Below are 22,535 nucleotides of genomic sequence, written 5' to 3'. Positions count from 1 at the left end.
CCCGGCCACGCGACAGCGCATGTCGCTGGGGAAAGAGCACCCGTGCGCGATTGGGGCAGAATTGTCATGATGCAGGTCCAGGCATCGGCTGGACCCCCAAGCCGCAACAAAAAAGCCGGAAGCCCTTGAAGATCAGGTCGCGGACAGAAAACAAGGCAATCCACGAGCGGCGCGTTCGCGTGGTCGTGGCCGAACGCAATCCGCTCGTCATATCGGCTCTGCGCGAAATGCTGGACTGCGACGGGCGCTTCGAGCTTTTGGCTTCCGTACAAAGCGGCAGGCATTTCCTGGAGCTGGCAGCGGTCCAGGAGTTCGATGTCGCCGTGATCGGCTGGAAGCTCTCCGACATGGACGGCGCTGATGTCCTGGCCGAGGTCCAGACCCGCAAGCTCGACGTTCGCATCGCGGTCTTTTCAAACGACCATGACATCGGCATCCTGAAACAGTGCGTGCGCCTGGGGGCCCAGGGCTACTGCTTCCAGTTCGACGATCCCGCCATCATCTTCGACACGATCCTGGCTGTCGCGCACGGCCGCATCTGCATCCCCTATATCGACATCAACAAGATCAACGATACGCCTCTATCCCGGCTTACCGTGCGCGAGCGTGAACTGCTGGCGGTATTGTCCGACGGCTGGACCAATTTGCAGATCGCCACCCGGACCGGCATCTCCGAAAACACCGTGAAGTACCATCTCAAGAATCTGTACGACAAGCTGGACGTCCGCAACCGCGCCATGGCGGTCGCGCTCTATTCACGAGAGAGGCGTAGCCAAAGGCAGCCTTTCGGGTAGGGCGACCGGGTAGGCCATACCCACCCGCATGCGGTGAGATCTTACCCGCCAAGGTGTTGTCGGCATCGGCCGTCGAAACGAAACTCCCACCACCGCTTTGCTGGATCAGGAGGAGTTCGCATCATGGCCGGTTTCACCCATCTTTTCATTCCCGGGCCGACCAACATCCCCGAGCAGGTACGCCAAGCGATGAACCTGCCGATGGAGGACATGCGCGCGGCCACCTTTCCCGACCTCACCCTGCCGCTGTTCGAGGACATCAAACGGGTCTTCAAGAACGAGACCGGCCGCGTCTTCATCTACCCGTCCTCGGGCACCGGAGCCTGGGAAGCGGCGATGACCAATGTGCTCAGCCCAGGCGACCGCGTTTTGATGTCGCGTTTCGGCCAGTTCTCGCATCTGTGGGTCGACATGGCCGAACGGCTCGGTTTCGAGGTCGACGTCATCGACTGCGAATGGGGAACCGGCGTTCCGCTGGAACTCTATGCGGAGCGGCTGAAGGCGGACAAGACGCACCGCATCAAGGCGATTTTCTGCACACAGAACGAGACGGCGACAGGCGTCACCAGCGACGTCGCCGGCTGCCGCGCCGCGCTCGACGATGTGAACCACCCTGCCCTTCTTTTCGTCGACGGCGTCTCGTCGATCGGCTCGATCGACTTTCGCCAGGAAGAATGGGGCGTCGACTGCGCCGTCAGCGGCTCGCAGAAAGGCTTCATGCTGCCGGCCGGCCTCGGCTTCCTGTCGGTGAGCAGGAAGGCGCTCGTCGCTTCGAGAACCGCCACCCACCGGCGCTGTTTCTTCTCCTTCGAGGACATGATCCGCGCCAACGATGCCGGCTATTTCCCTTACACCCCGGCGACACAATTGCTGCGCGGCCTGCGCGCCTCGCTCGACCTGATCGCCGAGGAAGGGCTGGAGACCATCTTCTCCCGCCACCATCGCCTCGCCGAAGGTGTGCGCAAGGCGGTCGACGCGTGGGGGCTGAAGCTCTGCGCCAAGGCGCCGAAATGGCATTCGGACACGGTCAGCGCCATTCTCGTGCCGGACGGCATCGACAGCGGCGACGTCGTCAAGCGCGCCTACCAGGCCTACCAGACCTCGCTGGGCGGCGGCCTCAACAAGGTGTTCGGCAAGGTTTTCCGCATTGGCCATCTCGGCTGGCTGAACGAGGTGATGGTTCTGGCCTCGCTTTCGGCGGCGGAAATGGCGCTGCTCGATTGTGGCGTCCGGCTGGCGCCGGGCTCCGGCGTCGGCGCCGCCATCCAGCATTTCCGCGCCTCGGCCGCGCTGCCGGTCGCCGAAGCCGCCTGAGGGAGTCGACGATGAGCCACACCATTAACCACCTCAAGAAACTCAGGCTGCAGCGCAGCGAACTGGCGGTTCCAGGCTCCAGCCCGGAGATGATGGACAAGGCGGCCAACAGCGCCGCCGACTTCGTCTTCCTCGACATTGAGGACGCCGTCGCGCCGCCCGACAAGGAACGCGCACGCAAGAACATCATCCAGGCGCTGAACGACATCGACTGGCGCGCCAAGGGCAAGACCGTCTCGGTGCGCATCAACGGGCTGGACACGCACTACATGTACCGCGACGTTGTCGACGTCATGGAGCAGGCCGGCGACCGGCTGGACACCATACTGGTGCCCAAGGTCGGCGTTCCGGCCGACCTCTACATGGTCGAGGCCATGGTCAACCAGATCGAGATGGCCAAGGGCTTCAAGACCCGTGTCGGCCTGGAAGCTCTGATCGAGACCGCGCTCGGCATGGCCAATGTCGAGGCTATCGCCGCCACCCCTGGACGGCTGGAAGCCATGCATTTCGGCGTTGCCGACTATGCGGCAAGCTGCAAGGCGCGGACCGTCAATATTGGCGGCCTCAACCCCGACTATCCCGGCGACCAGTGGCATTTCGCCCTGTCGCGGATGACCGTCGCCTGCCGCGCCTACGGCCTGCGCGCCATCGACGGACCGTTCGGCGATTTCTCAGATCCTGAAGGCTACAAGGCGGCCGCCAGGCGCGCCGCCGCGCTCGGCATCGAAGGCAAATGGGCGATCCATCCCTCGCAGATTGCCTTGGCCAACGACGTCTTCTCGCCGCCGGAGAAGGAAGTCACGCGCGCCCGCCGCATCCTCGAAGTGCTGAAGGAGGCGGAGGCGCAGGGCAAGGGTGCCGCCGCACTCGACGGCAAGATGATCGACGCCGCGTCGGAACGCATGGCGCGCAACGTTCTGGTGGTCAACGACGCCATCGAACGCGCCGGCCAACAGCACGTCGCGGCACTTTGACGATTTGGGGAGGAGAAAAGAATGGACATCCACGAATACCAAGCCAAGGAACTGCTCGCCCGGCATGGGATCCATGTGCCGCGTGGCGGCCTGGCCTACAGCCCCGAACAGGCGACCTACCGGGCGCGCGAGATCGGCGGCGGCAAATGGGTGCTGAAGGCGCAGGTTCATTCCGGCGCGCGCGGCAAGGCCGGCGGCATCAAGCTCTGCGCCAATGATGAGGAAATTTCCAGCGCCGCCGAAGCCATGCTCGGACGCAAGCTGGTGACGCACCAGACCGGCCCGCGTGGCAAGCTGATCTCGCGCCTCTATCTGGAGGAAGCCGTCGACATCGCGCAGGAGCTCTATCTCGGCTTCGTGCTCGACCGCAAGGAAGAGCGCGTCATGATCGTGGCCTCGGCCGCCGGCGGCATGGAAATCGAGGAGATCGCCGAGAAGGCACCCGATTCGATCATCCGCGCCACCGTCGATCCCGGCGTCGGCATGCAGCGCTTCCAGGCGCGCGAGATCGCCTTCGGGCTCGGCCTGGAGGACAGTCTGATCGGCAAGGCGACCGAGACCATCTTCAGCTGTTACCAGGTGTTCCGCGACTACGACGCCTCGATGCTGGAGATCAATCCGCTGGTGGTGACCCGCGACGGCAGCCTGGTGGCACTCGACGCCAAGATGTCGTTCGATGAGAACGCGCTGTTCCGGCGGCCCGAAATCTCCGAATTGCGCGACAAGAGCCAGGAAGACCCGCGCGAAACCTTCGCCAGCGATCGCGGCCTCTCCTATGTCGGCCTCGACGGCAATATTGGCTGCATCATCAATGGCGCCGGGCTCGCCATGGCGACGATGGACATGATCAAGATCGCTGGCGGCGAGCCGGCCAACTTCCTCGACATCGGCGGCGGCGCTTCGCCCGAGCGGGTCGCGAAATCCTTCCGCGCCGTGCTCGGCGACAAGAATGTCGAGACCATCCTGGTCAACATCTTTGCCGGCATCAACCGTTGCGACTGGGTCGCCGAGGGCGTCATCAAGGCGATCCGCGAGGTCGGCGTCAACGTGCCGCTGGTGGTGCGGCTGTCCGGCACCAGGGCCGAGGAAGGGCGCAAGATCCTGGCCGATTCCGGCGAGGCGGTGATCGTCGCCGACACGCTCGCCGAGGCCGCCGAAAAAGCCGTCGCCGCCTGGCGCGTGGCCGCCAACAAAAAAGCAGCCTGAGGGAGGACGGAAAAATGGCAATCCTGCTCAACCGCAGCACACGCGTCATCGTGCAAGGTTTCACCGGCAAGATCGGCAGCTTCCATGCCGAGGACATGAAGCGCTACGGCACCAAGCTCGTCGGTGGCGTCACGCCCGGCAAGGGCGGCCAGACGCATCTCGGCCTGCCCGTCTTCAACACGGTCAAGGGCGCTGTGCGCGAGACCCGTGCCGAAGCCAGCATCGTCTTCGTGCCGCCGCCCTTTGCAGCCGATTCGATCATGGAAGCGGCGGATGCGGGGATAAAGCTCTGCGTCTGCATCACCGACGGCATCCCCTCGCAGGACATGATGCAGGTCAAGCGCTACATGCGCCGCTACCGCTACGAGGACCGCATGCGGCTGGTCGGGCCGAATTGCGCCGGCATCATCACGCCGGGACAGGCGCTGATGGGCATCATGCCCGGCTCGATCTACCTGCCCGGCCGCATCGGCATCGTCGGCCGCTCGGGAACGCTGGGCTATGAAGCCGCCTCGCAGATGAAGGCGCTCGGCATCGGCGTGTCGACCAGCGTCGGCATTGGCGGCGATCCGATCAACGGCTCCTCCTTCAAGGACGTTCTGAAGCTGTTCGAGCAGGACGACGAGACCGACGCCGTGGTCATGATCGGCGAGATCGGCGGACCGCAGGAAGCCGAAGCCGCGATCTGGGCACGCGACAATATGAGGAAGCCGCTGATCGCCTACATCGCCGGCCTGTCCGCCCCCAAAGGCCGCCGCATGGGTCATGCCGGCGCCATCATCTCGGCCTTCGGCGAGTCCGCGCAGGAAAAGGTCGAGATCCTGAAGGAGGCCGGCGTCATCATCGTGCCGACGCCCTCATCGTTTGGCGAGGTGGTGGCCGATACGCTGGCGCGAAGGAAGCAGGCGGCGTAGCCGCAGGGTCGGACGAAAGCCGACGCGGCGACGCAGTCTCCAAGACGCGCCGCCGCCTTCGTTTCCGGGCGCGCAAAGCGATTGATCCGTTATAGCCATTCCCAGCGATTAAATACTCGTGGCGCACTTGTTTCGCTGGAAACGATTTGCTACACGCCGCGAGCCGGTCGGTTCCGGCTCTACCACGTGCGGTCGTGGCGGAATTGGTAGACGCGCAGCGTTGAGGTCGCTGTGGGGCAACCCGTGGAAGTTCGAGTCTTCTCGACCGCACCAAATCATCCTGACGACACAGCTGCGAACTGAACCGGCAAGCACTCATCGCCTTGCCGGCGCGTCGGATGCCCGGCGCCCAAGCGCACGGCGAACTGGACGTTTCTGCTTGATATCGCCATATGGAAGGCGACAAGAGAGACCCCATGACAGAACGCAGCCAGATTGCCACGTCGTTCCTGCCCTTGCCCGGTTCGGCCCCGGTGGAATGGCTGGTCGAGCCGGGCCTTGTCGCCTATCCCGATGCGCTTGCGTTCATGGAGACGCGCGCCGAGGCGATCCGCGGCGGGGCTGCCGGCGAAATGGTCTGGCTGGTCGAACATCCGCCGCTCTACACCGCCGGCACCAGCGCCCGCATCGAGGACCTGATCGAACCCGATCGCTTTCCGGTCTTTGCGGCCGGACGCGGCGGCGAATACACTTATCATGGGCCAGGCCAGCGGGTCGCCTATGTCATGCTCGACCTGAAGCGCCGGCGCGAGGACGTGCGCGCCTTCGTCGCGGCGCTCGAACAGTGGATCATCGGCACGCTCGCCGCCTTCAACGTGCGCGGCGAACGCCGCGAGGACCGGGTCGGCGTCTGGGTGGTACGGCCAGATCGCCCTGCTTTGCCCGACGGCTCACCTGCCGAGGACAAGATCGCGGCAATCGGCATAAGGCTGCGGCGGTGGGTGAGCTTCCATGGCATCGCCATCAATGTCGAACCGGAGCTCGAGCATTTCGGCGGCATCGTGCCGTGCGGGGTCCAGGACCACGGCGTCACTAGCCTCGTCGACCTCGGCCTGCCCGTCGGCATGGCCGATCTGGATCTGGCGCTGAAATCAGCCTTCGAGGATGTTTTTGGTCCCGTGGCGGCTTTGCCGGTCGAGGCTGCCCGCAAGACGGGTTGATCCTTTCGGACCCAACCAGCTCAGAGCAACTGCCCTGACGCCCACAACACGCCGCAGCCGTGGATGGCGAACACCGCCAGCAAGGCCCCGGCGATGACCAAACGATCGACAGTGCCGATCGGCTCCAGTTCGTGGCGTGGCTTCACCCCGCTGCCGACGGTGAGCAGGCTGAGAATCGAAAATACCGCACCGGCCGCGAGCAGGAAGCCCAGGGAAAAACCGGCCCGCCAGCCAAGCGCCAGAAAGGCCGAGAGCAGCGAGAAGGACGCCAGCGCCAGGACGACCGGCCCCGGGCAGATCTGGCGCAGCACCTGGCCGCCGTCGAACTTCCACACCGGCACCAGATTGGCGATGTTGAACAGGGCAGCGCAGCCTGCGAGTGCGGCGAGTAGCGCGGCAGCCGCCTTGTGACCCTCGCCGCCGGCAAGAACGCTGGCGGCGATGACGATCGGCACCAGGAAGGCGGAAAACCCCGCCCCCATCAACGCCACGAAGGCCACTTCGAAACGGCTGTTATAGGGCCGGCCGCCAATGGCGATGCCGCCAAGCAGCGGGATGAAGATCATCCGCGCCCTGCGATGGCCCGTCAGCCGGAACGCCGCCATGTGGCCGAGTTCGTGCAGCGCCACCACCGACGTCAGGATCGCGGCCAGCGCCAGCCCGCCGAGGTGAAGGCCGAAGAACGGCCACAGCATCAATGCCGACAACACGGCAAAGCCGACCTGGCTCAGCGGATGCTCGAACCAGCCACCCTTGCGATACTGCCCGGTCCTTGCCCAACGCTGCAGCTTGGAGAGCTCGCGGCGCATGGCGAAATAGCGAAACACCAGGAAAGCCACGCCGCGGTAGCGGTCGGTCCGGCTGAGCGTCACGCGCGTGCCGCTTCCCTCCGAAACCAGTTCGGCGGTCTCGCCATAGTCCTTCCAGAACGAGCTATCGAGCGCGGTGTCCTCGATCACCTGCATCGAGAAGCGGCTGCCCTCGACGACATCTTCAAACTGCGCCCTGCGCTCTATCGGCTTGCCATCGCGGCCTCCCCAAGAGAGCGTGATGCGGGCGACGCCCTCTTCGTCCAGCGGCTGCGCCGACAGGATCTCGCCGGACCAGCCGGCATTGCTGCCGAGCGGCCACAGCGCCTGCCACAGGCGCTGCCGGTCCATCGCCACGATGCGGCTCGACCTGACCGTGCGCAAACCAAGCGGCACGGCCATCAGGAGAAAGATCAGCCCGAGATTGCTGGCCACGAGAATGGCCGTGACGATGGGCGACACCTGGACGTTGCTCCCTGCCTTGGAGCCGCACCCTAACTTTGCTGCGGCAAGAAAAGCTTAACGGCGGGGCGGCATTGGTCATCGAGAAACAGCGACGGCCGACGCTGCCAAATCACATGGCTCCGATCCAGATCGCCATGGAGACAAGAAACGCGCTCATGCAAACCAGCGAGATGACATCCTGAACCAGATCGGTCATAACTCTCTCCTGTTGTTGATATGTTTCTAGTTTGTTCTAATTTTGTTCCAGTGTCAACCGCTGGGAGGTATGGCCATGGGCGGGGAACTGTGCACGGTTAGTGAAACGTTAATTGGTCGCTAAGAGAGGGAGTTGGAAGCTTGCCAGGGTAGGCTTCAGCCCGGGAAGAACAAATTAGCGACCGCTTGTATTAAATTTTGGCTGAGCCGAAAATGCCTGGGCCTGAGGCATTGCTGAGCGATCGACATGGGGAAATACGGAGGCGCAAATCAAGGGAACGCTGGCGAAAGCGTATGCGACAAGGTCGCCGGCGGCGCCTCTCTCGCAATCTCGTAATTTGGTTGGCCATCCTGGCGACGAGCGCGATATCGTCCACTCTGATCGCAATGAGCGCTCACTGGCGGTTCTAAGCTACCCCCGCGCGGTACACGTCGGGTGAGAATCGTCCTTAGAGCGGCACCACCTTGCCGTCGGCCAACGTGACGCGCCGGTCCATGCGCGATGCAAGCTCGTGATTGTGGGTGGCGATCAGCGCCGCGAGGCCCGATTGCCGCACCAGTGCCTCCAGCGCCTCGAACACGTAGGAGGCTGTGACCGGGTCGAGGTTGCCGGTGGGCTCGTCGGCGAGCAGCACCAGCGGCGCATTGGCGACCGCACGCGCGATGGCGACGCGCTGCTGCTCGCCGCCGGAAAGCTCCGACGGCCGGTGCGACGCCCGTTTGCCGATCTGCATGTAGTCGAGCAGTTGCGCCGCTCGCTCGGACGCTTCCTTGCGCGGCAGGCCCTTGATGAGCTGCGGCATCATGATGTTTTCCAGCGCGGAAAACTCCGGCAGCAAATGATGGAACTGATAGACGAAGCCGACATCGTTGCGGCGGATCGAGGTGCGCTCGTCGTCGGACAGCCGGCCACAGGCGCGTCCGGACAGGATCACGTCGCCGGCATCCGGCCGCTCCAGCAGCCCGGCCGTATGCAGCAGCGTCGATTTGCCGGTGCCCGACGGGGCCACCAGCGCCACCATTTCACCGCGCCGCAGCGCGAAATCGGCGCCGTTCAGGATGGTGAGCTTGCGCGGCCCCTGGACGTAGTGCCGTTCGACGCTCTTCAGCTCGATAATGACTTCGGCCACTACTCGTACCTCAAGGCTTCGACCGGATCGAGGCGGGCCGCCCGCCATGCCGGAAACACCGTAGCCAGGAAGGACAGCGCAAGCGCCATGATGATGACATAGGTCGTCTCGCGCGGATCCATCTTGGCCGGCAACTGGCTGAGGAAATAGAGCTCGGGGTTGAACAGCACCTTGCCGGTCATCCAGGAGAAGAACTGGCGGATCGATTCGATATTGGTGCAGATCACGACGCCGAGCAGCACGCCGGCGAGCGTGCCCGTCACGCCGATCGCCGCCCCAGTCATCAGGAAGATGCGCAGGATGGCGCCGCGCGAGGCGCCCATGGTGCGCAGGATGGCGATATCATGCCCCTTGTCCTTCACCAGCATGATCAGTCCGGAAATGATGTTGAGTGCCGCCACCAGCACGATCAGCGTCAGGATCATGAACATGACGTTGCGTTCGACCTGCAGAGCCGAAAAGAAGGTCTCGTTGCGCTGGCGCCAGTCGACCATGTCGATCGGCCGCTGCGCCGCCGCTTCCACCTTGGGTTTCAGCGCGTCGACATCGTCGGGATTGTCGACATAGATCTCGATCGTCTGCGCCCGGCCGTCCATGTTGAAGTAGAGCTGCGCTTCGGAGAACGGCATGTAGACGATCGACGTGTCATATTCAGACATGCCGACCTCGAAGATCGCCGCGATCTTGTAGCCCTTCATGCGCGGTGTGGTGCCGAGCGGCGTCACATCCCCGTCCGGCGAGATCAAGGTAATGGTATCGCCGAGCGTCAGGCCGAGATTCTCGGCCATGCGCTTGCCGATGGCGACACCCTCGCCGGTATCGAAATCGGCGAGCGTGCCTTGCTTGATGTTGCTGGCCACGATGGCGATCTTGCCGAGATCTTCACCCCGGATGCCGCGCACCAGCGCGCCGGTGCCGCCGCCGACATTGCCTTGCGCCAGCACCTGGCCGTCGATCAGCGGGATGGCGTATTTGACCCCGGGTACGCCGTTGATGCGGCTGGCGACCTGGGCATAGTCCTCAAGCGGTGAATCGAGCGGCTGCACGATCAGATGGCCGTTGACGCCAAGGATGCGCGTCAAAAGCTCGGCGCGGAAGCCGTTCATCACCGCCATGACCACGATCAGCGTGGCGACGCCCAGCATGATGCCGAGAAAAGAGATCGAGGCGATCACCGAGATCACCGTCTCCTTGCGCCGCGAACGCAAATAGCGCCAGGCGACCGTGCGCTCGAAGATGGAAAAAGGGCCGGCGCCCGCCGATCTCGCTGCCGCCGCATCGCTCATGCGGCGGCACCGAAGTGTTTGGCCGCGTCGGCGATCGGCAGCGTCACGCGCTCGCCGGTCTTGCGATTCTTGATCTCGACCTCGCCGGCGGCGACACCGCGCGGCCCGACGATCACTTGCCAGGGCAGGCCGATCAGGTCGGCGGTGGCGAATTTGCCGCCCGGCCGCTGGTCGGTATCGTCGTAGAGCACATCCTTGCCGGCGGCGGTGAAGGCGGCGTTGAGTTCGTCGCAGACGCGATCGCAGTCGGCATCGCCCGCCTTCATGTTGATCAGGCCGATATCGAACGGCGCCACCGCTTCCGGCCAGATGATGCCGTTCTCGTCATGGCTGGCCTCGATGATCGCCGCGACCAGCCGCGACGGGCCGATACCGTAGGAGCCGCCCGAGGCGAAATGATCCTTGCCGTCGGGCCCCGTCACCTTGGCCCCCATCGGCTTGGAATATTTCTCGCCGAAGTGGAAGATATGGCCGACCTCGATGCCGCGCGCCGAGACCCGGTCGCCAGTCGGAACCTTCTCCCACGCCGCCTCGTCATGCATCTCGTCGGTGGCGGCGTAAGGCGTCGTCCACGTCTTGACGATATCTGCTATCTCGCCGTCATTGGCGAAGTCGGTGTTCGCGCCGGGCACCGCAAGCGACAGGTAATCGCGATGGCAGAAGACCTGGCTTTCACCAGTGTCGGCCAGGATGATGAACTCGTGGCTGAGATCGCCGCCGATCGGACCGGTGTCGGCCCGCATCGGAATGGCCTGCAGGCCCATGCGCGTGAAGGTCCTGAGATAGGACACGAACATCCGGTTGTAGGCGGCTCTCGCGCCTTCGAAGTCGAGATCGAAGGAATAGGCGTCCTTCATCAGGAATTCGCGCGAACGCATCACGCCGAAGCGCGGCCGCACCTCGTCACGGAACTTCCACTGTATGTGGTAGAGGTTGAGCGGCAGGTCCTTGTAGGATTTGACGTAAGCGCGAAAAATCTCGGTGACCATTTCCTCGTTGGTCGGACCGTAGAGCATGTCGCGGTCCTGCCGGTCCTTGATGCGCAGCATCTCCTTGCCGTAGTCGTTGTAACGGCCGCTCTCGCGCCACAGATCGGCCGACTGGATGGTCGGCATCAGGATCTCCAGCGCACCGGCGCGGTTCTGCTCCTCGCGGATGATCTTGCAGACCTTGTCCAGCACCCGTTTGCCCAGCGGCAGCCAGGAAAAACTGCCTTGTCCCTGCTGGCGGATCATGCCGGCGCGCAGCATCAGCCGATGCGAGACGATTTCGGCCTCGCGCGGATTTTCTTTGAGGATAGGCAGGAAATAGCGCGACAAACGCATGGACAGGTCCGTGAATGAGAATGGCCACGCCAGAATCGGCGCGGCGCAGGCTTGCTTGCCCCGGCTTCATAACGATTTCATGACCGAATGGAAACCCGGCCATCCCACCACGTAGGCCCCTTCCGAGCCCGAATCCCTCGCTTCCGGATCGACCCGCGCCGACAATGGAACGCACCGAACCTCTTCGGGTTTGGCCGTCAATTCTTTGCGCGCGTCAATTGCGAACATGCCGCAAAGGCTCTGTCGAGCCTGACTGGACGTTTCAAAAGCAAAGCCTGCCGCACTATTGTGCAGTGCAGCACGAGATTGCCCGTTTCAAGGCAAAATTCTTCGTGACATTTTCATTTCCGTTGGGCTAATGTGCCCCGATAACCGAGAGGGCAGAAAAAAATCTGCTCTCCTACGCGGTCAAAGTCTTGGGAGGATGCGATCTAGGCGCGGTTACTCGCTGCCGCCGGATACCGGAAACAGATCGGACGCGTTTAATTGCAAGGCCTTGTGCCTTGCATTTTTTTTGTGCAATCATCTGGTTAGCGCTGCGAATTGGCAGCCTACATGACCTTGCGTCAGCAGCCAGTAGCCGCCGTACAGGGCGGCATCTCAATCCCATCCGCAGCGCTCCGACCTTATCGGAGCACCCTTGCCGCCACGTCTATTTCCCTGGGGTCGGACTGAGTTCCGGCACGATGTGCGGGATGTCGTTGAGGCTGTATCCCAGCCCGTGCGTCAGGCCGTAGAAAATGCCCATCAGGACCGCCGTTGCGATGGTGGTGCGGATCACGGCACGCAGCATATGCGGCCCGCGCGGCGCGCTCGGCACCGTGCCCAGCGTCACGTCGTGATCGTCGTCCTGCGTTCTGACGCTGAACGGCAGGACGGCAAACAGCACCACCCACCAGGTCGCGAAAAACAGCGCGGTGAACGAGACCCAGCTCATGATTGCTCCAGTTCGATCAGCGTGCCGAAGAAATCCTTCGGATGCAGGAACAGCACCGGCTTGCCGTGCGCGCCTGGTTTGGGATTGCCGTCACCAAGCACCCGGGCGCCGGCGGCCTTGAGCTGGTCGCGCGCGGCCAGGATGTCGTCGACCTCGTAGCAGAGATGATGCATGCCGCCCGACGGGTTCTTCTCGAGGAATGCCGCGATTGGCGAGCCCTCGCCAAGCGGCTCCAGCAACTCGACCTTGGTGTTGCCGACATCGACGAACACCACGGTGACGCCATGCTCCGGCAACGCCTGCGGCTCGGTCACTTCGGCGCCGAGCGTGTTGCGGTAAGCTGCAACGGCGGCGGTCAAATCCGGCACCGCAAGCGCGACATGGTTCAGCCGTCCGAGCATGTCCGAGCTTTTCTCCCAGGTCCAACGACTGGCGTCATACGTCAAATCAGCCGAGATCAACAGCCTTTCGCGAAGAGCGCACTGTCGCACCTGTTGCAACCAGCAGCCACAAAGTACAAAGGCCAATGTCCGGAATCAGCCCTGCCCGCCCCCGCGTTTTCACCTTCGATCTCGGGTCGTTCAAAATTGCCGCTCTGCTCGATGCCGTCGATGTCAGAGACGGGCTTGCATCGGCCTTCGCGGCCGGACAGCCGCCGGCGGCCGTGCTCGAACTCGCGGTTTCGAACTTCATCGACCAGGATCGCTACGAGCATTGCTTCATCCCGACGCTGATCGATACCGGTTCCGAAAAGATCCTGTTCGACACTGGCTGCGGAGATGAAGACAGTTCACTCCTGGAGTGTTTGCAAGCCCTTGGGCTCGGCCCTGATGACATCGATGTGGTGGTCATCACCCACGGGCACCCGGACCACATTGGCGGGCTTGTCCGGAATGGCGCATCCGTTTTCAGCCGCGCACGCCTGGTATTCGGCGCAGCGGAATTCGCCTTCTGGACCGAAGGAAATGCGGTGCGTCCGGCCAGGTTGGCCAATCGTGATCTCTTTAGGCGCATTTGCACTGGCCTGGCCGACCGCGCGACGTTCATAGCGCCTGGAGACGAAGTGGTGCCGGGCATCACTGCCATCGACGCGGCCGGTCACTCCGCCGGGCTCTTGGCCTTCCTTGTCGAAAGCGACGGACAGCAATTGCTGATCTGGTCGGACGCTTTCCTGCATTATGTCGTGTCGATCCAGCGTCCGCAGTGGCATGCCGATTTCGACGACGACAAGGAAAAGGCGATCGAGACCCGCAAGCGGCTGCTCGGCATGGCTGCGGAGCAGCGCCTGCTCGTCGCCGGCCACCACATGCCGTTTCCGGGCCTGGGCTATGTCGAGCGGACAGACCATTCCTTTCGCTGGATTCCGGTCAGCTATCAGCTGAACATCCGAGCCCCCGACGCCTCCGTCACCGGGTGACGAAAACCGTCACCAGCGGTTTCTTGCCCCACGCTTCGTTGGCCGCGCCGCGCACCGCGCGCCGCACCGCCTCCTGCACCAGGTCGAGATCCTTGCGGCGCTGGCGGGGGATCGAATCGACCGCGCCGACGGCCGCATCGATCATCAAGTCCTCGAGCGTCTCGCCACGGGCGTCGGTTTCGGCGACGCCAATGGCGACCAGGTCGGGATCGCCGGCCAGCTCGTACTTGTCATCAAGCACGACATTGACCGCGACATGACCGGCAAAGGACAGCTTGCGCCTGTCGCGAATACCCATCGCCTGATCGGTGCCGATCAGATTGCCGTCCTTGTAGACGCGGCCGAACGGCACCTGGTCGATGATCGTGGCGGGACCGGGAGCGAGCCGCAGCATGTCGCCGTCGCGCACCTGCGCCACCTGGCCGATGCCGGAGGTGGACATCAGCGAGCCCTGCGCCACCAGATGCGCCGCCTCGCCATGCACGGGAACGCCGATTTGCGGACGCACCCATTCATACATCTTGCGCAGTTCGCTGCGGCGGGGGTGGCCAGAGACATGCACCAGCGCATCGCCGTCCTCGATGATCTTGATGCCGAGATCGATGAGGCGGTTCTTGATCTCGAGGATCGCCTTCTCGTTGCCGGGAATGGTGCGCGAGGAAAACACCACCGTGTCGCCCGCTGTCAGCGACACCGATTTCATCTCGTCGCGCGACAGCTTGGCAAGTGCCGCCAACGGCTCGCCCTGGCTGCCGGTGCAGATGATGACCAGGTTCTCGCGCGGGATGAAGCCGAAATCCTCCTCGGCGATGAACTCCGGCAGGCCGTCCATGTAGCCAAGTTCGCCGGCCACATCGATGACGCGCTTCAACGAGCGGCCGAGCACAAGGCACTGGCGGCCGGCATCGCGCGCTGCCCTGGCGATGGAAACGATGCGTCCGACGTTGGAGGAGAAGGTGGTGACGGCGACGCGGCCCTTGGCCGCCTGGATGACGCCTTTCAGGCCCTCGCCCACGGCCACTTCCGAAGGCGACTCGCCTTCGCGCAGCGCATTGGTCGAATCGCAGATCAGCGCCAGCACGCCCTTGTCGCCATAGGCGCGGAACCGCGCCTCGTCGGTCTTGGGACCGATCGTCGGCTCCGGATCGATCTTCCAGTCGCCGGTGTGGATGACGGTGCCGGCCGGCGAGGTGATCGCCAGCGACATGGGTTCGGGAATGGAGTGTGCCACCGGAATGGCTTCGATCTCGAAGGGGCCCACCGTGAACTTTTCGCCCGCCCGGTAGATCGTCAGCGGGATCTTCGGCGCGCCCTGCTCGCCCTGACGCTTGGCTTCCAGCAGCCCGGCGCTGAACGGCGTCATCCAGACCGGCGCCTTCAGCTTCGGCCAGATGTCGAGCAGCGCGCCGTAGTGGTCCTCATGCGCGTGGGTGATGATGATGCCGCGCAGATTGGCGAGGTTCTCCTCGATGAAGCGCGTATCGGGCAGGATCAGGTCGACGCCCGGATGCGCCGCGTCGGGAAAGGTGACGCCGACATCGATGACGATCCATTCGCGCGCGCTCGGCGGGCCATAGCCGTAGAGGGCGAAGTTCATGCCGATCTCGCCGACGCCGCCGAGCGGCACGAAGACGAGTTCGGCGTTGTCCGCTTTCGCCATGACTTTTTCCTTCCTGACCCTCGGGCCAAGCCGTTAAAGCAATTCCAGCAAGTGCCTACCGGTTTTCCGTCCGGAATTGCTCAAAAACAAATTATATCCGCGCGGACGCCACCGCGCCGAAATGCACATCGCCGGCGGCGACCGTCAGAACAGACCCGTCATCGTCGCGGATCACGAAACGGCAGTCCTCGTCAATGGTCTCGAACACGCCACGCACCACATTACCGTCAATTCTGACAGCAACCTCGCCGCCAATGCCCGCCGCGCGGGCCAGCCAACGCTTCCTGATGGCGGCAAGGCCACGTCCTTCGTCCCACAGGCGGGCATTCTCGCTCCAGGCATCCGACAGCGCCAGAAACAGCGTTTCGGCATCGCAAGCCGCGCCCAACGCGTGAAGCGATGTCGCGGGATAAGGCAAATCCCGCGGATGCGCCACCACATTGACGCCGATGCCCACCGCCACCGCGAAGCGGCTACCGTCAAGCATCGCCGACTCCAGCAGGATGCCGGCCAGCTTGGCGCCGGAGGCGAGCACATCGTTTGGCCATTTCAGCTCGAAACGGTTCTGTCCCTGGCTCGCTCCGTCGAGGCCTATCGCGATGCGGCCCTTCGGCACCACCGCGTCGAGCGCGTCGGCCAGCGCCAGCCCCGCGACGAAGCCGAGCGTCGCGGCAAGGCGCAATTCGCCGCCGGTGATGAGGAGCAGCGTCGCCGCCAGATTGCCTTCCGGCGTTGCCCAGGCACGGCCACGCCGGCCGCGCCCGCTTTCCTGCTTCTTGGAAACGACCCAGAGCTTGCCCGGGTCGCCCGCCCGGGCATGGTCCAGCGCCAGCGCGTTGGTGGAGCCGACACTGTCATGCGCCTCGAGCCGGAACCCTTCCGACGCCGAGGTTGGAGCCAGCCGAAATGCCATCCCGTCAGAAAAATGTCTTGGCGGCGGCTTCGGCATAGGTCCCGATCGGCCCGCCGATCAGCACGTAGAACAGCACGAAGGCGCCACTGACGCCGAGCACGACACGCAACTCGCTGGCCATCGGCACAAAGCCGCCGACCGGCTCATCGAACCACATGATCTTGATGATGCGCAGGTAGTAGTAAGCGCCCACCACGGAAGCGAGCACGCCGATGATTGCCAGCGCATAGAGGTTGGCGTTGATGGCGGCGAGGAAGACGTACCACTTCCCCCAGAAGCCGGCGAGCGGCGGAATGCCGGCCAGCGAGAACATCAGGATGGTCAGGATCGTCGCCATGATGGGGTTGGTCGACGAGAGGCCGGCGAGATCGCTGATCTGCTCGACATTGCCTTCCTTGCGCCGCATGGCAAGGATGAAGGCGAACGTGCCGAGCGTCATCACCAGGTAGATCAGCATGTAGATGGCGACGCCGCGCACGCCGGCCTGGCTGTTGGCGGCAAGGCCGACCAGCGCGTAGCCCATATGGCCGATCGAGGAATAGGCCATCAGCCGCTTGATGTTGGTCTGGCCGATCGCGGCGAAGGAGCCAAGCGCCATCGAGGCGATCGAGATGAAGACGATGATCTGCTGCCAGTCGGAGGCGATCGGCTTGAACGCACCCATGGTGACGCGCACGATCAGCGCCATCGCCGCCATTTTCGGCGCTGCCGCCAGGAAGGCCGTCACCGGTGTCGGTGCGCCCTCATAGACGTCTGGCGTCCACATGTGGAACGGCACCGCCGATATCTTGAAGGCAAGCCCGGCCAGCACGAAGACGAGACCGACGACAAGGCCAAGCTGGCGCTCGCCGCCGCCCAGCGCCGTGGCGATCTCCTGGAAGCCGGTGTTCCCGGTATAGCCGTAGACCAGGCTGATGCCGTAGAGCAGCATGCCCGACGACAGCGCGCCGAGGACGAAATATTTCAGGCCGGCTTCTGTCGAACGCAGATTGTCGCGATTGATCGCCGCCAGCACATAGATCGCAAGCGACTGCAGTTCGAGGCCGAGATAGAGCCCGATCATGCCGTTGGCCGAGATCATCAGCATCATGCCGAGCGTGCAAAGCAGGATCAGCACCGGATATTCGAACTTGTCGAAACGCTCCGCCTTGGCAAAGCGCATCGACATGATGAGCGTCACCGCCGAGCCGATCAGCGCCAGCACCTTCATGAAGCGGGCGAAGGAATCCTGGATGAAGGCATTGCCATAGGCGCTGCCCTGCCCTGCGTGGAAGATCAGCCAGGCGCCTGCGATCACCAGCACGGCGACGGCAAGGCCGGTCACGGTATTGGCGGTGTTGGAACGCGAATAGGCCCCGACCATAAGCAGCGCGAGCGCGCCGATGGCAAGGATCAGCTCGGGCGTCGAGAGCGACAGGCTGGAGAGAAGGTCCGGCGTCATGGTTCGCAAAACCCCTGGGTCAGTTCGCCGCCGCGGTCTGCGCGGCGCCGATGGATGCGGTGACATTGGTGACGAGCGACTTGACCGACTGGGCCGTCGCGTCGAAGACGGGTGCGGGATAGACGCCGAAGAAGATGACCAGCACGACCAGCGGATAGATGATCGCCTTCTCGCGGGTCGACAGGTCGAGCAGCCCCTTCAGGCTGTCCTTGGTCAGCGCGCCGAAAATCACCCGGCGGTAGAGCCAAAGCGCATAGGCCGCCGACAGAATGACGCCGGTGGCGGCGAAGAACGCCACCCAGGTGTTGACCCGGAACACACCAAGCATGGTCAGGAACTCGCCGACGAAACCTGACGTGCCCGGCAGGCCGACATTGGCCATGGTGAAGATCAGGAACACGGTCGCGTATTTCGGCATGTTGTTGACGAGACCGCCATAGGCGGCGATCTCGCGGGTGTGCATGCGGTCATAGATGACTCCGACGCACAGGAACAGCGCGCCCGACACCAGACCGTGGCTGAGCATCTGGAAGATAGCGCCCTGCACGCCTTCCTGGTTCATGGCAAAGATGCCCATGGTGACGAAGCCCATATGGGCGACCGACGAATAGGCGATCAGCTTCTTCATGTCCTCCTGCATCAGCGCCACCAGCGAGGTGTAGATGATGGCGACGACCGACAGCGTGAACACCAGCGGCGCGAACATTTCGGAGGCCAGCGGGAACATCGGCAAGGAGAAGCGCAGGAAGCCGTATCCGCCCATTTTCAGCAGGATGCCGGCCAGGATGACCGAGCCCGCCGTCGGTGCCTCGACGTGGGCGTCGGGCAGCCAGGTGTGCACCGGCCACATCGGCATCTTCACCGCGAAGGAGGCGAAGAAGGCAAGCCACAGCCAGGTCTGCATGTTGGCCGGGAAGCTGTGCGTCAGAAGCGTCGGGATGTCGGTGGTGCCGGACTGGAAGAACATCGCCATGATGGCGAGCAGCATCAGCACCGAGCCGGCCAGCGTATAGAGGAAGAACTTGAACGAGGCGTAGACGCGCCGCTTGCCGCCCCATACGCCGATGATGATGAACATCGGGATCAGGCCGGCTTCGAAGAAGACGTAGAACAGCACGATGTCCAGCGCGCAGAACACGCCGATCATCAGCGTTTCCAGAAGCAGGAAGGCGATCATGTAGGCCTTGACGCGCTTCTCGATCGCTTCCCACGACGCCAGGATGCAAAGCGGCATCAGGAAGGTCGTCAGGATGACGAACAGCATGGAAATGCCGTCGACGCCCATATGGTAGGAAATGCCGGAATCGAGCCAGGCGACCTTTTCGACAAACTGGAACCCGGCCTGCGAATTGTCGAAGCCGGTCCAGATGAACAGCGACACCAGGAAGGTGAACGCCGTGGTGATGAACGCAATGGCGCGGATGTTGCGGCGCGCGTTTTCGCTGTCATCGTTGATGAACAGGATCAGCAGCACACCAACCAGCGGCAGGAAGGTGACCAGCGAGAGGATTGGCCAGGCGGTCATCAGAGCATCATCCAGGTGACGAGTGCGGCAACGCCGATCAGCATGGCGAAGGCGTAGTGGTAGAGGTAGCCGGTCTGCAGCTTGACGACGCGGTTGGTGACGTCGACGACGCGCGCCGAAATGCCGTCAGGCCCGAGCCCATCGATGATGGTCCCGTCACCGGTCTTCCACAGGAAGTGACCGAGACGCTTGGCAGGGCGAACGAACAGGAAGTCGTAAAGCTCGTCGAAATACCACTTGTTGAGCAGGAAGGCGTAAAGCCCGCGATGCTGGGCGGCCAGATTGACCGGCATCTCCGGCGAGCGGATGTAGAACTTCCAGGCCAGAGCGAAACCGATCAGCATGGCGATGAAGGGCGAGAGCTCCACCCACAGCGGCAATTCGTGGATCTCGTGCAGGATATGGTTGTCCGGCAGCGTGAACAGCGACGCCTTCCAGAATTCGGCATAGCCTTCGCCGATAAAGGAATTGTGGAAGATGACACCGGCAAACAGCGCCCCAGCCGCCAGGATGAACAGCGGCACCAGCATCACCGGCGGCGATTCATGGACGTGGTGCATCACCTCGTGGCTCGCCCGCGGCTTGCCATGGAAGGTCATGAAGATCAGCCGCCAGGAATAGAAGGAGGTGAAGCAGGCGGCGATGACCAGCAGGATGAAAGCCAGGCCGGCGACCGAATTGTGGCCGGCGAAGGAGGCCTCGATGATGGCGTCCTTGGAGAAGAAGCCGGCGGTGCCGATGACGGTCACCGGAATGCCGACGCCGGTCAGCGCCAGCGTGCCGATCACCATCATCCAATAGGTGGTCGGGATCAGCTGCCTCAGGCCACCCATCTTGCGCATGTCCTGCTCGTCGGAGACGGCGTGGATGACCGAGCCGGAACCGAGGAACAGCAGCGCCTTGAAGAAGGCGTGCGTGAACAAATGGAAGATCGCCGCGCCATAGGCGCCGACGCCAAGCGCCACGAACATGTAGCCGAGCTGCGAGCAGGTCGAATAGGCGATGACGCGCTTGATGTCGTTCTGGACCAGGCCCACGGTCGCCGCGAAGAAGGCGGTGAAGGCGCCGATTAAGGTGACCACCGTCAGCGCCGAGTGCGACAATTCGAACAGCGGCGAAAGCCGCGCCAGCATGAACACGCCGGCCGTCACCATGGTGGCGGCATGGATCAGCGCCGACACCGGGGTCGGGCCCTCCATGGCGTCCGGCAGCCAGGTGTGCAGCGGCACCTGCGCCGACTTGCCCATGGCACCCATGAACAGCAGCAGGCAGACGACGGTCATTGCCGCCTGCTTGTCGAGCGCATGGCCGAGGAAGGTGAGCACGGCGGCACCTTGCGGCGCGCCTTCGGCCGGGATGAACGTCGCCGCATTGGCAAAGATCGTGCCGAGATTGACCGAGCCGAACAGCACGAAGACGCCGAAAATGCCGAGCGCAAAACCGAAATCGCCAACGCGGTTGACGACGAAGGCCTTTATTGCCGCGGCATTGGCCGACGGCTTCTTGTACCAGAAGCCGATCAGCAGGTAGGACGCGAGGCCCACCCCTTCCCAGCCGAAGAACATCTGCACGAGGTTGTCAGCCGTCACCAGCATCAGCATGGCGAAGGTGAACAGCGACAGATATGCGAAGAAGCGCGGCCGGTTCGGATCGTGGTGCATGTAGCCGATCGAATAGATGTGAACCAGCGCCGACACGGTGTTGACCACCACCAGCATCACCACCGTCAGCGTGTCGATCCTGAGCGCCCAGGAGACGTCCAGCCCGCCGGACTGGATCCAGTGCAGCACCGGCACGGTGAACACCTCGCCGTGGCCGAAGCCGACGGAAAAGAAGGCGACCCACGACAGCACGGCCGCGATCACCAGCAAGCCGGAGGTGATGTATTCGGATGCCTTGGCACCGAGCGCATTGCCGAACAGGCCGACGATCAGGAAGCCGAGCAGCGGAAGGAAGACGATCGCTTGATACATAGTCGCCCCGTCAACCCTTCATCATGTTCACGTCTTCGACCGCGATCGAGCCGCGGTTACGGAAGAAGACGACGAGAATGGCAAGCCCGATGGCGGCTTCAGCCGCCGCGACCGTCAGCACGAACAGCGCGAACACCTGGCCGACCAGATCGCCGAGCGCCGCCGAAAAGGCGACGAAATTGATGTTGACCGCCAGCAGGATCAGCTCGATCGACATCAGGATGACGATGATGTTGCGGCGGTTGAGGAAGATGCCGAACACGCCGAGCGTGAACAGGATCGCCGATACGGTCAGATAATGTGCGATGCCGACGACCATCTCAGACTCCTTCGCCCGACTTGACCTTGCGGATTTCCATGCCGGTCGCCGCGGTGCGGCCGACCTGGGCTGCGATCGACTGCCGCTTGACCCCTTCCTTGTGGCGCAGCGTCAAGACGATGGCGCCGATCATGGCGACCAGCAGGATGAGGCCCGAAATCTGGAAGTAGTAGAGGTAGTCGGTATAGAGGATGTCGCCGAGCGCCGCCGTGTTCGATCGCGCGGCGAGATCCGGGATGGGCTTTGCGACCGTCGAGGCGAGCTTCGGCGCGAAGGTGTAGCCGCCCAGCACCACGATCAGCTCCGCCGCCAGGATCAGCCCGACCAGCGCGCCGATCGGCGCGTATTGCAGGGCGCCGCTCTTCAATTCGGCGAAATCGACGTCGAGCATCATGACGACGAACAGGAACAGCACCAGGACCGCGCCGACATAGACGACGAGCAGGATCATCGCCAGGAACTCGGCGCCGGTCAGCATGAACAGGCCGGCGGCGTTGAAGAAGGTCAGGATCAGGAACAGCACCGAATGCACGGGGTTGCGCGACGAAATGACCATGAACGCCGACGCCACGGCGACAAAGGCGAAGAGGTAGAAGAAGGCCGCCTCTAGTCCACTCAGCATTGGGGATCCCCCGGGTTCCTGTCCAAACAGGACGCTCGTCCTGTTTGATGTTTGCGACCGCCTCCGGTCGGCAAGTTTCGTTGTGTCCTATCGCATGTTCCGATCGGGTTGAAATACCCGATCAAAAGAAACATGCGACACTTTTGTCTTCCGGAG

20 protein-coding genes and 1 tRNA gene are annotated in these 22,535 nt (G+C 63.4%); 8 read left to right on the top strand and 13 right to left on the bottom strand.

Annotation, left to right across the window (positions count from 1 at the left end; translation table 11 throughout):
• Positions 1-227: 227 nt before the first annotated feature.
• The 7 genes from LB555_RS28930 to lipB all read left to right on the top strand — a co-directional run bounded on the left by LB555_RS28930 (position 228) and on the right by lipB (position 6,362).
• Positions 228-794: a LuxR C-terminal-related transcriptional regulator gene (locus tag LB555_RS28930; RefSeq protein ID WP_411970838.1), complete on the top strand. Its 567-nt coding sequence runs from the start codon at positions 228-230 to the stop codon at positions 792-794.
• A 123-nt stretch (positions 795-917) separates the two neighbouring features.
• Positions 918-2,108: an aminotransferase class V-fold PLP-dependent enzyme gene (locus LB555_RS28925; RefSeq protein WP_224684351.1), complete on the top strand. Its 1,191-nt coding sequence runs from the start codon at positions 918-920 to the stop codon at positions 2,106-2,108.
• An 11-nt stretch (positions 2,109-2,119) separates the two neighbouring features.
• Positions 2,120-3,082 carry an HpcH/HpaI aldolase/citrate lyase family protein gene (locus tag LB555_RS28920; RefSeq protein WP_140788676.1) on the top strand — a complete coding sequence of 321 codons (963 nt, stop codon included), beginning with the start codon at positions 2,120-2,122 and terminating at the stop codon, positions 3,080-3,082.
• 21 nt (positions 3,083-3,103) lie between these two features.
• Entirely contained in the window at positions 3,104-4,288 is a 1,185-nt protein-coding gene (locus LB555_RS28915) for a malate--CoA ligase subunit beta (protein WP_140615842.1), read from the top strand.
• Between the two features lie 14 nt (positions 4,289-4,302).
• The gene (gene sucD / locus LB555_RS28910; protein WP_140724002.1) at positions 4,303-5,202 is read left to right on the top strand and encodes a succinate--CoA ligase subunit alpha; all 900 of its coding nucleotides are present in this window, start codon (positions 4,303-4,305) and stop codon (positions 5,200-5,202) included.
• A gap of 188 nt (positions 5,203-5,390) precedes the next feature.
• Positions 5,391-5,475: transfer RNA gene (locus tag LB555_RS28905), tRNA-Leu, on the top strand.
• A 143-nt stretch (positions 5,476-5,618) separates the two neighbouring features.
• The gene (lipB, locus tag LB555_RS28900; protein ID WP_224684350.1) at positions 5,619-6,362 is read left to right on the top strand and encodes a lipoyl(octanoyl) transferase LipB; all 744 of its coding nucleotides are present in this window, start codon (positions 5,619-5,621) and stop codon (positions 6,360-6,362) included.
• 20 nt (positions 6,363-6,382) lie between these two features.
• Here lipB and LB555_RS28895 read toward each other — a convergent pair whose 3' ends face one another.
• The 6 genes from LB555_RS28895 to mce form a co-directional block, all read right to left on the bottom strand.
• On the bottom strand, positions 6,383-7,633 hold the full coding sequence (locus LB555_RS28895) for a site-2 protease family protein (RefSeq protein ID WP_224684349.1): 1,251 nt from the start codon (positions 7,631-7,633) through the stop codon (positions 6,383-6,385).
• A gap of 647 nt (positions 7,634-8,280) precedes the next feature.
• Positions 8,281-9,009 (bottom strand): ABC transporter ATP-binding protein, encoded by a 729-nt coding sequence (locus LB555_RS28890; protein WP_174361970.1) that lies wholly within the window; start codon positions 9,007-9,009, stop codon positions 8,281-8,283.
• A complete protein-coding gene (locus LB555_RS28885; protein WP_224684348.1) occupies positions 8,961-10,247 on the bottom strand; it encodes a lipoprotein-releasing ABC transporter permease subunit in 1,287 nt (428 codons plus the stop codon). The genes LB555_RS28890 and LB555_RS28885 overlap by 49 nt, the downstream gene beginning before the upstream one ends.
• A complete protein-coding gene (proS, locus tag LB555_RS28880; protein ID WP_015317358.1) occupies positions 10,244-11,572 on the bottom strand; it encodes a proline--tRNA ligase in 1,329 nt (442 codons plus the stop codon). Before proS ends, LB555_RS28885 begins: the two co-directional genes overlap by 4 nt.
• Positions 11,573-12,224: 652 nt before the next feature.
• Positions 12,225-12,509: a DUF1467 family protein gene (locus LB555_RS28875; RefSeq protein WP_015317356.1), complete on the bottom strand. Its 285-nt coding sequence runs from the start codon at positions 12,507-12,509 to the stop codon at positions 12,225-12,227.
• Entirely contained in the window at positions 12,506-12,910 is a 405-nt protein-coding gene (mce, locus tag LB555_RS28870; RefSeq protein ID WP_015317355.1) for a methylmalonyl-CoA epimerase, read from the bottom strand. The genes LB555_RS28875 and mce overlap by 4 nt, the downstream gene beginning before the upstream one ends.
• Positions 12,911-13,035: 125 nt before the next feature.
• Between mce and LB555_RS28865 the strand changes: the two genes are divergently transcribed.
• On the top strand, positions 13,036-13,926 hold the full coding sequence (locus LB555_RS28865) for an MBL fold metallo-hydrolase (protein WP_224684347.1): 891 nt from the start codon (positions 13,036-13,038) through the stop codon (positions 13,924-13,926).
• On the opposite strand, the gene LB555_RS28860 is transcribed toward LB555_RS28865, so the two are convergent.
• The 7 genes from LB555_RS28860 to LB555_RS28830 all read right to left on the bottom strand — a co-directional run bounded on the left by LB555_RS28860 (position 13,916) and on the right by LB555_RS28830 (position 22,379).
• Complete coding sequence (locus tag LB555_RS28860) at positions 13,916-15,586, bottom strand: ribonuclease J (protein WP_224643510.1); 1,671 nt, start codon at positions 15,584-15,586, stop codon at positions 13,916-13,918. The two genes, LB555_RS28865 and LB555_RS28860, sit on opposite strands and share 11 nt — an antisense overlap.
• Before the next feature lie 91 nt (positions 15,587-15,677).
• The gene (locus tag LB555_RS28855) at positions 15,678-16,499 is read right to left on the bottom strand and encodes a biotin--[acetyl-CoA-carboxylase] ligase (protein ID WP_224684346.1); all 822 of its coding nucleotides are present in this window, start codon (positions 16,497-16,499) and stop codon (positions 15,678-15,680) included.
• 4 nt (positions 16,500-16,503) lie between these two features.
• Positions 16,504-17,940 (bottom strand): NADH-quinone oxidoreductase subunit NuoN, encoded by a 1,437-nt coding sequence (gene nuoN / locus LB555_RS28850; protein WP_015317351.1) that lies wholly within the window; start codon positions 17,938-17,940, stop codon positions 16,504-16,506.
• 19 nt (positions 17,941-17,959) lie between these two features.
• Complete coding sequence (locus LB555_RS28845) at positions 17,960-19,465, bottom strand: NADH-quinone oxidoreductase subunit M (RefSeq protein ID WP_023769786.1); 1,506 nt, start codon at positions 19,463-19,465, stop codon at positions 17,960-17,962.
• On the bottom strand, positions 19,465-21,438 hold the full coding sequence (gene nuoL / locus LB555_RS28840) for an NADH-quinone oxidoreductase subunit L (RefSeq protein ID WP_224684345.1): 1,974 nt from the start codon (positions 21,436-21,438) through the stop codon (positions 19,465-19,467). Before nuoL ends, LB555_RS28845 begins: the two co-directional genes overlap by 1 nt.
• 10 nt (positions 21,439-21,448) lie before the next feature.
• Positions 21,449-21,757 carry an NADH-quinone oxidoreductase subunit NuoK gene (nuoK, locus tag LB555_RS28835; protein WP_023798863.1) on the bottom strand — a complete coding sequence of 103 codons (309 nt, stop codon included), beginning with the start codon at positions 21,755-21,757 and terminating at the stop codon, positions 21,449-21,451.
• A gap of 1 nt (position 21,758) precedes the next feature.
• Complete coding sequence (locus LB555_RS28830) at positions 21,759-22,379, bottom strand: NADH-quinone oxidoreductase subunit J (RefSeq protein ID WP_015317347.1); 621 nt, start codon at positions 22,377-22,379, stop codon at positions 21,759-21,761.
• Positions 22,380-22,535: the final 156 nt, after the last annotated feature.

The sequence above is a fragment of the Mesorhizobium sp. BR-1-1-10 genome (genome assembly GCF_020165595.1).
Lineage (GTDB): Bacteria > Pseudomonadota > Alphaproteobacteria > Rhizobiales > Rhizobiaceae > Mesorhizobium > Mesorhizobium australicum.
This window is presented reverse-complemented; position numbering and strand designations above follow the sequence as displayed.

Bases quoted from the DNA above. Each gene is read 5' to 3' on its own strand.
- LB555_RS28830 (WP_015317347.1), bottom strand. From the start codon at position 22,379: ATGCTGAGTGGACTAGAGGCGGCCTTCTTCTACCTCTTCGCCTTTGTC.
- nuoL (WP_224684345.1), bottom strand. From the start codon at position 21,438: ATGTATCAAGCGATCGTCTTCCTTCCGCTGCTCGGCTTCCTGATCGTC.
- mce (WP_015317355.1), bottom strand. From the start codon at position 12,910: ATGCTCGGACGGCTGAACCATGTCGCGCTTGCGGTGCCGGATTTGACC.
- sucD (WP_140724002.1), top strand. From the start codon at position 4,303: ATGGCAATCCTGCTCAACCGCAGCACACGCGTCATCGTGCAAGGTTTC.
- lipB (WP_224684350.1), top strand. From the start codon at position 5,619: ATGACAGAACGCAGCCAGATTGCCACGTCGTTCCTGCCCTTGCCCGGT.
- LB555_RS28885 (WP_224684348.1), bottom strand. From the start codon at position 10,247: ATGAGCGATGCGGCGGCAGCGAGATCGGCGGGCGCCGGCCCTTTTTCC.
- nuoK (WP_023798863.1), bottom strand. From the start codon at position 21,757: ATGGTCGTCGGCATCGCACATTATCTGACCGTATCGGCGATCCTGTTC.
- nuoN (WP_015317351.1), bottom strand. From the start codon at position 17,940: ATGACGCCGGACCTTCTCTCCAGCCTGTCGCTCTCGACGCCCGAGCTG.
- LB555_RS28875 (WP_015317356.1), bottom strand. From the start codon at position 12,509: ATGAGCTGGGTCTCGTTCACCGCGCTGTTTTTCGCGACCTGGTGGGTG.
- LB555_RS28915 (WP_140615842.1), top strand. From the start codon at position 3,104: ATGGACATCCACGAATACCAAGCCAAGGAACTGCTCGCCCGGCATGGG.
- LB555_RS28845 (WP_023769786.1), bottom strand. From the start codon at position 19,465: ATGACCGCCTGGCCAATCCTCTCGCTGGTCACCTTCCTGCCGCTGGTT.
- LB555_RS28860 (WP_224643510.1), bottom strand. From the start codon at position 15,586: ATGGCGAAAGCGGACAACGCCGAACTCGTCTTCGTGCCGCTCGGCGGC.
- LB555_RS28855 (WP_224684346.1), bottom strand. From the start codon at position 16,499: ATGGCATTTCGGCTGGCTCCAACCTCGGCGTCGGAAGGGTTCCGGCTC.
- LB555_RS28865 (WP_224684347.1), top strand. From the start codon at position 13,036: ATGTCCGGAATCAGCCCTGCCCGCCCCCGCGTTTTCACCTTCGATCTC.
- LB555_RS28925 (WP_224684351.1), top strand. From the start codon at position 918: ATGGCCGGTTTCACCCATCTTTTCATTCCCGGGCCGACCAACATCCCC.
- LB555_RS28930 (WP_411970838.1), top strand. From the start codon at position 228: ATGCTGGACTGCGACGGGCGCTTCGAGCTTTTGGCTTCCGTACAAAGC.
- LB555_RS28920 (WP_140788676.1), top strand. From the start codon at position 2,120: ATGAGCCACACCATTAACCACCTCAAGAAACTCAGGCTGCAGCGCAGC.
- proS (WP_015317358.1), bottom strand. From the start codon at position 11,572: ATGCGTTTGTCGCGCTATTTCCTGCCTATCCTCAAAGAAAATCCGCGC.
- LB555_RS28890 (WP_174361970.1), bottom strand. From the start codon at position 9,009: ATGGCGGGCGGCCCGCCTCGATCCGGTCGAAGCCTTGAGGTACGAGTA.